The organism is Paenibacillus xylanilyticus (assembly GCF_013359935.1).
GTDB lineage: Bacteria > Bacillota > Bacilli > Paenibacillales > Paenibacillaceae > Paenibacillus > Paenibacillus xylanilyticus.
Map to the genome: position 1 here is coordinate 218,886 of NZ_JABMCB010000192.1, position 12,811 is coordinate 231,696.

A 12,811-nucleotide genomic window follows, 5' to 3' on the forward strand; every position below is an offset into this window, starting at 1 on the left:
ACCTGAATGAAACCCATTTCATCGCCCATCCTTATCTGGTATGATAAGCAGGAAAATTAGAGATAAAGGAAGGTTCCATTTATGACACCGATCACCATTTATGACATCGCCAAAGAAGCGAACGTATCTGTAGCGACCGTCTCCCGGGTGCTCAACGATACGGCACCCGTACGGGCAAGCACGAGAGAGAAGATCATGTCGATTATTGAAAAGCATCAATTCCAGCCCAATGCGCAGGCGCGCAGTCTAATCAAGAAAGAGACGGGCACGATTGCCATCATCCTTCCCGACATTACCAATCCGTTCTTCCCGGAAGTGTTCTGGGGTGCCGAGAATGAGGCACGCGGATTGGGGTACACGTTCTTTCTGTGCAATACGGCGGGAGACTACAACCGGGAGTCCGAGTACCTGTCCATTTTGCGAGAAAAACGGGTGGACGGCATTATATTTCTCGGGGGAAGAATCAACATGCAGCACTGTCCGGATGACATGGCCCAGGAATTGATCGATATGGGCAAACGCATGCCGATTGTACTGGTCAATGGCAATATTCCCAAAGGAGGTTTCCACCGGGTCTACACGGATGAAGCGGCAGGGGCTGTACTCGCTGCGGAGCATCTGCTGGAACTGGGACATCGGGATATCGCTTTTGTGGGCGGATTGAGAGAACTGTCCACAACGATGGTCAAGGTCAAGGCTGTGCAGAAAAAACTGCGGGAGCATGGGCTTGAAATTCCGAAGGACCGCCAGCTGCTCGGCAGTTTCTCCATCGATGACGGCAAACGGGAGATGACCAAGCTGCTGGAGCAGGACAATCCTCCGACAGGAGTGATCTGCGTGAACGATTATACGGCCATTGGTGCCATTAAGGCGACGATTGAGCATGGCTTGTCGATTCCGGAGGATATTTCCATCGTTGGATTCGATGATACGCCGCTGGCCAGTGCCGTTATTCCGGAACTGACGACTGTGTCCCAGAACACGTATCAGCTCGGCAAGCTGGCGGTGGATAAGCTGCATGAGCTGATTAATCAGGGACAGGTGAAGAAGCAGACCGTATTGCAACCGGAGCTGATCATCCGTCAGAGCACAGGGCCAGCGAAGCAATAAAGGGACGGACATCTAGAAAAGAAAGCGTTGACATTCCCTCGGAAGGTGAAATATAATGAGTCCGTAAATGAAACCCCTTTCATGAAGTGGAACGGGTTTTAGTTTTAAGCTTTATGAAACCCATTTCATGAAACGGGTTTCAGTGTGGTCATCCATTCATTATTTCGAGGGGGCGTACCGTATGAGAAGAAGTTTAAAGGTCATTTCGTTAGTGATGTTGGTTATGGTCGTGGTTCTGACAGCTTGCAGCAGCGGAGACAGCGGTGATTCCGCCGGCGGTGCCGGAGGCAAGGTTGATCTGAGCATGACGATCTGGGGCTCTGAGGATGAGAAGAAGATTTACCAGGAGAGACTCGACATTGTGAAACAAACCTATCCCGATATTAACGTGAAGCTCAACGTGGTTGCCGGAGATTATGACCAGAAGGTACAAACCATGATCGCGGGCGGAACTGCACCCGACATCATGATGATTGCCGAGAACTATCAGGCGTACGCCTCCAAAAATCAGATCATTCCGCTGGATGAAATGATCCAGGCGAACAATGTAAATATGTCAGAGCGTTACTCCGATGACATCGCGAACCTCATGAAGTACGACGGCAAGCAGTTCGGTATGCCGGACCGCGCAGGTGCGATGGTACTCTTTTATAACAAGGATCTGTTCGACAAGGCTGGTGTGGAATACCCAACCAAGGATTGGACCCAAGAAGACCTGCTCGAAGCAGCCAAGAAGCTGACGGTGAAGGAGAACGGCAAGACGGTTCAATGGGGGTACTACCCGGGAAGCTGGTGGCCGCAATGGATGCAGCTGATCTACCAGAATGGCGGCTCGCTGTTTGACGAGAGTGGCAAGCCAACCTTCAATACTGAACCGGTACGCAATGCACTGCAGTTCATGAATGACCTGATCTTCACGCACGGTGCAGGTCCTACGCCAACAGAGATTGCCGACATGGGCAATATCGGTGCAGACCCACTGTTCGCTCAAGGCAAAATCGCGATGGAGACCACAGGGTTCTGGAACATCGGCTCACTTGCCAAGGTGGAAGGCATCAACTGGGATATCTCTCCGGTATGGGGTGAGACGAACGCGTTCTTTAACGGCTTCACCATTACGAATGCGTCCAAACACAAGGAGGAAGCGTTTAAGATCATTGAAGCACTGACGACGCCTGAGGCACAGATGCCGATGATCAAGGCGGGACAGGATGCACCGGCTACGAAGGCGGGACTGTCCAGCGATGAATTCCTGAATGCGGAATACGGTGGCAAGAAGATCAACATGGCTGCTTTCAGCGAATCGACCATTTATGCCGAACCGTTCAACCCGCAATGGAACGAAATGATGAAACTGATCAACGACAAGCTGGGTGTCTACTTCAACAACAAGGCTTCACTGGATGATACGGTAACCGAAATTCAGAGTGGACTGGAACGACTCTACAAATAGCATGGACAGCGGGACAGATGGAGCGCAGCACATAAACCTGTGCGAATCTCCATCTGCTCTCTACGTCATGGGGAGGGCTTAACGTGAGAAAAAAAGACGGGAAATGGTTTTATCTCTTCATCTCGCCTTGGCTGATTGGTTTCCTGGGACTTACCCTGGGTCCGATCCTGTTTTCCATCTATATGAGCTTCACCAATTGGGATCTGTTCCAGACCCCGGAATTTATCGGGTTCGACAACTACAAAACGCTGCTCACCGATGATCCGCTGTTCTGGAAGTCCGTGGGCAATACGTTCTTCTACGCATTAATATCCATTCCGCTGGGAATGTCGATTTCCCTCTGGATTGCCTATTATCTGAACAAAAAAATCAAAGGGATTACCTTTTTTCGCATCTTGTTCTATCTGCCGTCGGTTGTGCCCGTCGTAGCAAGCTCGCTGCTTTTTATTCATTTGCTCGCACCGACCGAAGGGTTGATTAACAAGGCTCTGTCGATCTTCGGCATTCCGGGTCCTGCCTGGCTGCTCGATCCCAACTGGGTCAAACCTGCATTGATTCTTATGTCCCTCTGGGGCGTTGGGGGTGGCGTGGTACTGCTGCTGGCTGGTATGAAAGGCATTCCCCAGGAGCTGTACGAGGCTGCTGCCATTGACGGGGCGAAGAGCACGCAGTCATTCTTCCATATTACTTTCCCGATGCTCACGCCCGTCATTTTCTTCAACCTGGTCACCGGGATGATCGGAGCGCTGCAGACGTTTGCGCAGGTGTTCATTGTTACAGCAGGCGGACCTGACAATGCGAGCCAGATGGTCGTTCCCTACCTGTTCCAGAATGCTTTCCAGTTCTACAAAATGGGCTACGCCTCAGCCATAGCCTGGGTGCTGTTCATTATCATCATGGCGCTCACCCTGGTCGTGTTTCGTTCATCGGCACTATGGGTGCACTACGAGGAGGGAAAAGCCAATGAGTAATCCATCCACTGCGGAAAAAACGATATCCTACATTTTTCTGATTCTGGTCGGGGTGCTGCTTGCTTCGCCCTTCCTGTACATGATCTCGATCGCGCTGGCGAGTGACGCTACCACTGTGAAGTCAGCCTTTACTTTCGTGCCCATGGAGTTTCAATGGTCGAACTTCTACACGATCTTCACCAACAACAATCTGGGTACTTATCTGAAAAATTCAATCATTATTACCGTGTTCACCATCGTGGGATCGGTATTGTCGGCTTCCATCGTTTCTTACGGCTTCGCACGTATTAAGGCCAAAGGCAGCCGGTTTCTATTTATCGTCCTGCTGAGCACGATGATGATTCCAGGTGAGGTAACGATGGTGCCGCAGTTCATCATCTTCCGTCATCTGGACTGGATCAACACATTTTATCCACTTATCGTACCGAGCTTCTTTGCGGGAGCGTTCAACGTATTCCTGATCCGTCAGTTCGTGATGAGTATCCCGAAATCACTGGATGAAGCAGCGATGATCGACGGCATGGGACATCCGGGAATCTACTGGAAGATCATCATGCCGCTGACGTATCCCATTTTGGCGGCCATCGCTATATTCTCGTTTTCCTATAACTGGGGGAACTTCATGGGACCACTCATTTACATCAATGATCCGGAGAAAATGCCGCTTGCGCTCGGTGTTCAGCTCCTGACCACGGTAGGTGGTGGACAGATGCCGCCATGGAACCTGGTCATGATTGCCTCCCTGTTCCTGACCATCCCGATGGTTCTGGTCTATCTGTTTGGACAGCGTTATGTCTATGAAGCCAACATTAGCGGAGGCAGCAGCGGAATCAAGTAACGAGTGGTGGTCGTACAGTGATTGAACCGATCGTGAATCAGGGTGGATGTCATCAACGTGCATGGAGAAAGGGTTGAATCAGCCATGGCGGATAACAAACGACGCAGCAGCCGCAAACGGAGCTATATCCTGATGGGTGTGGCCCTGATTGCGCTGCTTGCGGGAGGAGGAATGATCATGAATCATTTTGCTAATGAACAGTCCAGGCCGCTTGCATTTGAGGGTGAGCCGGTACGTTTGCAGCTGGAACAGTCCTATGACCATTTTGAAGGATGGGGCACGTCGCTTGCGTGGTGGGCCAATGATTTGGGTGGTTGGAAGGATCAGGCGAAGGTTGATGAAGTCATGGACCTGGTCTTTGATGCGGAAAAAGGGCTGGGACTGAATATCGTTCGCTACAATATCGGCGGAGAGGAAAACCCGGAGATGAAGGCACTTCGCCCCGGCGGAGATGTTCCCGGCTTCCAGCCTGAACCCGGCGAGTGGGACTGGGAGGCGGACGCAGGGCAGCGGGCTGTACTGCAGGGATCGCTGGAACGCGGAGTGAACATTGCTGAAGCGTTCTCCAACTCTCCACCCTATTGGATGACGATCAGCGGATCGGTCACGGGTGCCGTAGATGGGGGGAATAATCTGCGTGAGGATCAGTATGATGCCTTTGCCGATTATTTGACCGAAGTGGTAAAGCATTACCGGGATGAGTGGGGCATTACGTTCCGGACGCTTGATCCGCTCAATGAACCTTCCTCGGACTGGTGGAAGAAAGGAAACATGCAGGAAGGCAGCCACTTCACTAATGACAAGCAGGCCGAGATCATTAAGAAGGTGGCTGCATCGCTGAAGAGCAAGGGATTGGATGGCACGGTCATTAGTGCTGCGGACGACAACAGCATTGACGAGACGGTGCACAATTTCAGCATCTATGATCAGGATACGCTGGATGTGATCGCCCAGATCAATACGCACTCTTATAATGGAAGCAAAATGGAGGAGCTGCGCACACTGGCTGAGCGGCATGGCAAGAAACTGTGGATGTCCGAGTATGGTACAGGAGGCAGTGAGCCGCACAATCATGAGGACATGACATCGGTACAGGAGCTGGCCGAGCGCATCATGTTTGATCTGAAAATCATGCAGCCTTCGGCCTGGGTCTACTGGCAGGCGGTTGAAGATGAAGGCGCGAATAACAACTGGGGCTTCATTCACGCCAATTTTAACGGGGAAGAAAAGTATGAGATGACCAAACAGTATTACGGCATGGCCCAGTTCACCAAGTTCATTCGTCCAGGCGCGAAGATGATTCCGACCGATGATGGCCGCACGCTGGCCGCCTATGACGCAGAGCGTCAGAGACTGGTGCTTGTCATCCGCAATGAGCTGTCTGCCGGGAAAAAGGCGTTTGAGCTGCAGTCTTTTGATTACGCGAATTCATCCACGGCCCAGGTCTACCAAACCTCACCGGACCGAAATATGGAGCAGCTTGATGACGTTCCGGTGTATGCCAATGGATTGGAAGTGTCTGTAGCAGACAATTCCGTAACAACGGTTGTTCTGGAAGGCGTAACGCTGAAAGCCGGAAAATAGATGGAACAGGCGCATATGGACTCACTTGGCTAAGAATAAACGAATGGCATATGAACTCAAACACAAAAGAAGGAGGGGAAACGCTTTGACAGAGAAACCATCCCTTTTGCTTCATGAGCAGGAGAAGAATATAGAACCTGGGGCTGAAAACAAGATTTATTCAGAGCTGAGCTACGATGAGCACAGCTTCATGTGGAATGGACAGCGTGTATTTCTGAACAGTGCAACGATTCATTACTTCCGGATGCCGAGGGAAGAGTGGCGGAAGGTACTGATTAAGGCCAAGCTGGCCGGCATGAACTGTATCGATACCTACTTTGCCTGGAACGTGCATGAACCTGAGGAAGGACAATGGGTACTTGATGGAGATCGCGATAGCGGAGCCTTCCTGGATCTGTGTGCAGAACTGGGCATGTGGGTCATCGCACGTCCCGGCCCGTTCATCTGTGCGGAATGGGATTTTGGCGGATTCCCTTACTGGCTGGAAACAAAGCCGAATATAAAATTCCGTGAAAACAACGAAACCTATCTGCACTATGTGGATCTGTATTTTGACCGGATCGTACCGATCATTCGCGAGCGCCAGATTTCCGCCGGAGGCAGCGTTATTCTCGTCCAGGTCGAGAACGAATACGGGTATCTAATGGATGACGCCGCAGCAAGCGATCATATGAATGTGCTTAGGGATGGGCTTCTGAGCCGCGGGATCGACGTTCCGCTTATCACCTGTGTAGGTGGGGCAGAGGGCACGATTGAAGGGGCCAACTTCTGGTCAGGCGCTGACGGTCATTATGCGAAGCTTCGTGCGAAACAGCCGGATACACCGAAGATGGTTACGGAATTCTGGACCGGATGGTTTGAGAACTGGGGCGGGCCATCTGCCATTCAGAAAACAGCGCCATTGCTGGAAAAACGGCTGATGGAGATTATCCGTGCCGGGTATACCGGAATCAGCCATTACATGTTTTATGGCGGTACCAATTTTGGTGGATATGGCGGAAGAACCGTGGGCAGCAGTGATATATTCATGGTCACTTCCTATGACTATGATGCGCCGCTGAACGAATATGGGCGTGTAACACCCAAGTATGCCGTAACCAAGAAGTGGTCTTATTTCGTGAATACTTTCGGAGCGTTTCTAATGGAGAGCGAAGAGGTTCCCGAAGCAGGGATTAACGTACACCTTCCGCAAGGTGTTTCCTTAAGAGGCAGGCGTGCTGGTAACCAGAATATCTGGTTCTTGGAGAGTTTTCGAGAGGAACGTGAGACGCTGCCCATTACGCTGGAAGAAGGACGGACGCTTCCTGTTGTCTTGAACCCGGGTCAGATTGTCCCGGTTTTCCACCGGGTCCGGATCGCGGACGATGTCTTTTTGACCAGTGGTGCACTGGTTACAGGCAATGAGATCGTGAATGGAGAACGGACGTTGTTCATTGTAGGAGACACGGGCCAGCGTTCGGTTGTTGAACTGGAGGCACCCTCACTTCGAGTCATAAGCAGCAGCATGCAGCTGCTTCTTGATCATGATCCGGTAAGCGATGTTCGGCGTCTTGATCTGTTCCATTTCCGGGAACCAGGAACGGTTCGTCTGGAGGCGGGCGGCGTTCCTCTCCGCATCATGGTGCTGGACAGTAAAGCGATGGATCGCACCTGGAGAATCGAAGGTACGAAACCGGAGCAGCTGCGTTATGCCATTGGGTTTGATGAGGTTGATCTTTTGCCATCCGGTCAGGTCAAGGGCATGATCTCCGATCCGGATCGCACGATTCTGCTGCTAGGTGGCTGGACCGATGGTGAACAGTCGCTGACTGGACGTGATCTTATTGATCGGGATGCAGTGGCTGAGTTCAGCCGTGCGGAGGATACTGCTCACAAGTCGGTGACAGGAACTCACCAGCTTCAGCTGACCATGCCCCCAATGCCTCCGAAGTTATCCGATTCCCCGGACGTATCGCGTGTGACGTTGGAAGCGGAAGGGCGATCGCCAAGCGGACAGCCGGAACACTTTGCGCAATATGGACAGGGTTACGGATATCTGCTCTATGAATGCGACTTCCACAGTGATGCGGGCGGTTCGAGCCATCTCATTCTGCCAGCTCTTCAGGATACGGCCAGAATATATGTAAATGGTGTGGAACAGGCACTGGTGAGGCAGGTTGGTGCAGCTGGCGTCAATGCGAGGACCGCCGAAGGAACGAACAGACTGCAGATCCTGGTCCAGCATATGGGCCGACTGAATTTCTCACCTTTTCTGGGAGAGAGCAAAGGATTAGCTGGACCGGTGTACCTTGGCGGTTCGGTTCAGGATATCCGGCGAGACTGGCAAGCAGCTGCTGGGATGGTTCATCTGGATGAGGTGAATGATCTCGAAGGAAACCCGTTACTGAGCAGGAGCTTTACACTGGATGGCATGGACCGTGCCATTCTGGTTGGAGCAGTGAGCAAAGGACTGCGAATTAATGGCATCGATGTACCCATGGGAGGATACCAGGACTGGTTTTCGTTCCATACGGTGGATTTATCACCTTATGTGAAATCGGGCGAGGTCAATACACTGGAGATGACTTATAGCCAAGCCCCATTGAATCGTCTTGAGCTTATCTTGTATCGAAATGAAGATGAACTGACCAATTGGCGCGTGGCAGGCAGCGAAGCTATACTTCCACAGCAGTGGGGAACACTGACACCCGATCCATCGAACAAATCAGGTAATCCCGAGGCCAATTCGCTTTTTGCCCGTCATGGTGGCAATGGTACTGCCAATCCTATGGTTGATCATTCATACGGTCAGCCCGTGTGGTACCGCTGGCGTTTCTCCCGTCCCATTGTTTCGGAATTTTACGAAGTGAACCTCATGCTTCGCCTTACCGGAATGAGCAAGGGAACCCTTCATTTGAATGGGCATCACCTGGGACGCTATTGGCAGATCGGCCCGCAGGAGGATTACAAAATTCCCGTACCTTGGCTGCAGGAGGAAAATGAACTGCTCATATTTGATGAGGAAGGTTGTGCACCTGATCGAATCCGGCTTCTGTATGATGATCCATCCCGTTATCCATGGTTTGTGATCGGATAGAATGGCCAGCAATTATAGATAGGACAGTTAAACGTGTTCAGCAAGACTCCTTTCGGATTAGTACGGTGATTGCTTTTTATCATCTGCTAGGCAAGAAAGGAGTCTTTTTATAGAATATTTTGGTACAATGACATGGAAGACACCTGCCTATACGCTTGAAGATAAGTTTCATGACAGTCCAGCATAAAGGAGACGATCCATGAGTACCCCGTTTGCATTTGACGAATTCCCTATACTTAAGACCGAGCGTTTTAACCTACGAGAAGCGGCAGAACAGGATGCTCCCGATATTTTGGCATTGTACTCCGATAAAACGGTTGTTGAGTTTATGCCATTTACGCCTTTTGAGACTGTAGATGATGCGATGGATGAGATGCGTTGGTATGCGAAGATTTTCAGAGAGCAGTCCGGTTTGCGATGGATGATTGAAGATGTGGGGTCCGGTAAGGTTGTTGGTACCTGTGGGTTCCTCAATAGAGAAGATATACATAACCGAGCAGAGATTGGATACGACCTGCATCCTGATTACTGGGGTAAGGGGGTCATGACCGAGGTCGCCCATGCCGTGCTGCATTTTGGCTTCGTGAACATGCAATTGAACAAAATCGAAGCGAAAGTGGAACCGCTGAATGAGGCTTCGATCCGTTTGCTGCACAAGCTGGGTTTTCAACAGGAAGGGCTGCTGCGGCAGCATGAGTTTGAAAAAGGAAGATACATCGATCTTGCTCTGTTCTCCAAGTTAAAAAGCGATCTATAGGATACTGTCCCCTTAAGGATTCCAAAGGCGATAGGCCGCGGTTCTTGCGGCCGAATGAAGACCGGACCCTGTTCCGGTCTGCCGATATTGATGAGCAGGGCAATCAGGTTTGCCTCAAGGGGATAAATCGTGCGATTCTGTGAAAATTTGATTTACTAGACAAAGTAAATGAGAATGGTTATCAAATGAAGGCAGGAGAATCGATGATTTCCCAAAACTTTAACAAGGAGCGCCTGGTTGGTTCCGAACATCCGCTTGATCGTCTGACCTTAAAATTACGGGATATTGAGAAGATCAAATCCACTACCGGATGGGTTCTTCCCCAGCAGCATACTTTCTCTTATATATTGGTCATTCAGGCTCATATGCTGGACCATATACGTGCAGCGTGCAGAATGATCCTGGCAAAGGGGGATCCCGTTGATCGTTTGACCTACGTGGAAGAAGAGGGCGGAACACATGACATGCTGTTCTTTGCCAAACATTTTCCCGAAGCGCTACAGTGGCTGTTTACCTAGTTGGCCACTTGTTCTGAACGCATTTAAGCATCATTTCCAGGCCATCCGCCTTGTCCTCCTGAATTGGCCCATGCTATATTGGTGAGATGTGAGGAGATGAGGATATGAAGCTGGTGTCCTGGAATGTGAATGGGTTAAGGGCATGTGTGACCAAAGGATTCATGGATTATTATCAGGAAAGTCAGGCCGATATTTTCTGTGTGCAGGAGACCAAACTGCAGGCAGGCCAGATTGAGATGGATCTCGGGGAAGATGTGTATCAATACTGGAACTATGCCATCAAAAAAGGATATTCCGGCACAGCCGTATTTACCCGGATCAAGCCGTTATCCGCCCGTTACGGGATGGAGGAAGACAGCGAACCGGAAGGCCGGATGATTACGCTCGAATTTGACCGCTTTTATCTGGTGAATGTATATACGCCCAATGCGAAGCGGGATCTGACTCGTCTTCCGTATCGACTGGAGTGGGAAGACCGCTTCCTGAAGTATATATTGCAGCTTGAGCAGACCAAGCCGGTCATCGTTTGTGGTGACCTGAACGTGGCCCATCAGGAGATTGATCTGAAGAATCCGAAGCCTAATATGGGCAACTCGGGATTTACGCTGGAAGAGCGCGGAAAGATGACCGAGCTGCTGGCTGCAGGATATGTGGACAGTTTCCGGCATCTGTACCCGGATCGCACAGACATATACAGCTGGTGGTCTTATATGCCCAAGGTACGAGAGCGGAATGTGGGCTGGCGCATTGATTATTTTCTCGTGTCCAACCAGCTGGCACCGCAAGTCGAAGATGCGCATATCGACTGCCATGTGATGGGCAGTGATCACTGCCCAGTCGGCCTGACGCTGCAACTGTAACTGGGGCAGAATAGCCTGAATCTAGATGAAGAGGAGAACCGCAAGTTTCCGGTATCGGAGATTGGCGGTTTTTTTTGTATGCTTGGGGCTGTCTGTCTCCTCTAAAAGGTGCAGACAGCCCCTTCTCCGTCGCGGGGTAGGGGGAGTGAACTGGACTTTGGTTGGGGGAAGAACTGGACTCTGGATTGTTCCGGTTACTACAGAACTTGGGTAGGATTGAAGAATACATATAGGATCGTTTAGCGCGACATAGAAGGTGAGATTAGCGTGTAAGGGGTAGAGAAGCGATGAATAAGGGTTTACGGAGAGGACTGAAAGTATTGGGCGGGCTGATGCTGGCGGCGGGCCTGCTGCTGCTTACAGGTACGGCTTATGAGGCATATCAGTCTACGCAGGATATGAAGTCATATACGCCACCTGGCAAGCTGTATGAGGTGAGTGGGCGCAATATGCATCTCTACACGGCAGGAAAGGGAACATCGACGGTTGTATTGGCATCAGGATGGGGAACGCCAAATCCCTATGTGGATTTCAGTCCACTGTATGACAAGCTGAAATCCGACGTAAAGATTGCAGTGTATGACCGATTCGGTTATGGATACAGCGACTATACGGAGCGTCCGCGGGATATCGATACGATTGTGGAAGAAGTTCATGAATTGCTGCGCAAATCCGGTCAGCGCCCGCCTTACATTATGGTGGGTCACTCTCTGGGATCGCTGGAGACGGTTCGGTTTGCACAAATGTATCCGGATGAAGTGGCAGGCATGGTCATGATCGATGGAGGCAGTCCTGAATATTACAGTACGGTGGAGATGGATACGCCGGAATGGTATTTTGATTCAGCAAGGTTCCTGGTGAAAACAGGTATTGCGCGTACTTTGCTGCATTCGGATCGAATGATGGCAACGCTGGTCATTGACCCGGAGCTGGTTGCTGAACCGATGAAAAAAGCCGCCACCATCTCCACGCTGAAGCATGCGTACAATGACAACGTGATGGATGAGATTCGTCGTTCCAAGATCAACGCAGCCCGCGTGCTGGCGAACAAACAGGAGTTTTCTTTCCCGCTGACCATCCTGACGGCCGGTTCCGATCAACCCAGTGAGGGAAGCCGGGCATGGGAGGCAGACCAAGCAGATTTTGCCTCATGGTCCAAACAGGGAAACCAGCAAATTGTCCCTCATGCCCAGCATTATATTCATAACAGCCAACCGGATGTCGTAGCGGGTGCCATTCTGAAGATGGCTATGGCACCTGGCAGCCAATTAAAAACAGGACACCGGAAACATACGGCGAACAGGAGGCAGGATGGATGAGAAAATTGGGAATCGTAACGAAGTTCACTTCCTTGCTCCTGGCGAGCTGTCTACTCTCTTTCTTGATTTTAACCCTATCCTTCTTGTGCTTCACGTCCAGGGTGGATGCAGCACCTGTTACGCTTTTTGCTGAACAGTCGGATTATATAAAACATGCGCTCCATACATTTTTCTAGATTGGAAATAGGGATGAATGGCTCTTGCCTTGCATGAAAGCAGCCGATAGCTGCTATTCTTGCGAGGTATTTTTAGTTTCGACTGGAAACCTAACAGGTTACATGGTATGTTATATCTTTATACTAGAGTAGTAGGCAACTATAGAAGA

At 50.7% G+C, this 12,811-nt stretch carries 11 protein-coding genes; all 11 read left to right on the forward strand.

The annotated features are described in order from the left end of the window. Window positions 1-81: 81 nt before the first annotated feature. The 11 genes from HP552_RS20905 (at window position 82) to HP552_RS20955 (ending at window position 12,662) form a co-directional block, all read left to right on the forward strand. The gene (locus HP552_RS20905) at window positions 82-1,110 is read left to right on the forward strand and encodes a LacI family DNA-binding transcriptional regulator (protein WP_175397324.1); all 1,029 of its coding nucleotides are present in this window, start codon (window positions 82-84) and stop codon (window positions 1,108-1,110) included. 181 nt (window positions 1,111-1,291) lie between these two features. Beyond that, complete coding sequence (locus tag HP552_RS20910; protein WP_175397325.1) at window positions 1,292-2,563, forward strand: ABC transporter substrate-binding protein; 1,272 nt, start codon at window positions 1,292-1,294, stop codon at window positions 2,561-2,563. Window positions 2,564-2,646: 83 nt separating this feature from the next. After that, on the forward strand, window positions 2,647-3,534 hold the full coding sequence (locus tag HP552_RS20915; RefSeq protein WP_127538764.1) for a carbohydrate ABC transporter permease: 888 nt from the start codon (window positions 2,647-2,649) through the stop codon (window positions 3,532-3,534). Continuing rightward, complete coding sequence (locus tag HP552_RS20920) at window positions 3,527-4,372, forward strand: carbohydrate ABC transporter permease (protein WP_175397326.1); 846 nt, start codon at window positions 3,527-3,529, stop codon at window positions 4,370-4,372. Before HP552_RS20915 ends, HP552_RS20920 begins: the two co-directional genes overlap by 8 nt. A gap of 57 nt (window positions 4,373-4,429) precedes the next feature. After that, complete coding sequence (locus HP552_RS20925; RefSeq protein ID WP_312884323.1) at window positions 4,430-5,956, forward strand: glycoside hydrolase family 30 protein; 1,527 nt, start codon at window positions 4,430-4,432, stop codon at window positions 5,954-5,956. An 85-nt stretch (window positions 5,957-6,041) separates the two neighbouring features. After that, complete coding sequence (locus HP552_RS20930) at window positions 6,042-9,032, forward strand: beta-galactosidase (protein WP_175397327.1); 2,991 nt, start codon at window positions 6,042-6,044, stop codon at window positions 9,030-9,032. 199 nt (window positions 9,033-9,231) lie between these two features. Then, window positions 9,232-9,789 carry a GNAT family N-acetyltransferase gene (locus HP552_RS20935; RefSeq protein ID WP_175397328.1) on the forward strand — a complete coding sequence of 186 codons (558 nt, stop codon included), beginning with the start codon at window positions 9,232-9,234 and terminating at the stop codon, window positions 9,787-9,789. A gap of 203 nt (window positions 9,790-9,992) precedes the next feature. Continuing rightward, entirely contained in the window at window positions 9,993-10,307 is a 315-nt protein-coding gene (locus tag HP552_RS20940; RefSeq protein ID WP_175397329.1) for a hypothetical protein, read from the forward strand. 104 nt (window positions 10,308-10,411) lie between these two features. Then, complete coding sequence (locus HP552_RS20945) at window positions 10,412-11,167, forward strand: exodeoxyribonuclease III (protein WP_175397330.1); 756 nt, start codon at window positions 10,412-10,414, stop codon at window positions 11,165-11,167. A gap of 287 nt (window positions 11,168-11,454) precedes the next feature. Further along, window positions 11,455-12,486, forward strand: coding sequence for an alpha/beta fold hydrolase (locus tag HP552_RS20950; protein WP_175397331.1), 1,032 nt, complete (start codon window positions 11,455-11,457; stop codon window positions 12,484-12,486). Further along, window positions 12,483-12,662 carry a hypothetical protein gene (locus HP552_RS20955; RefSeq protein ID WP_175397332.1) on the forward strand — a complete coding sequence of 60 codons (180 nt, stop codon included), beginning with the start codon at window positions 12,483-12,485 and terminating at the stop codon, window positions 12,660-12,662. The genes HP552_RS20950 and HP552_RS20955 overlap by 4 nt, the downstream gene beginning before the upstream one ends. Window positions 12,663-12,811: the final 149 nt, after the last annotated feature.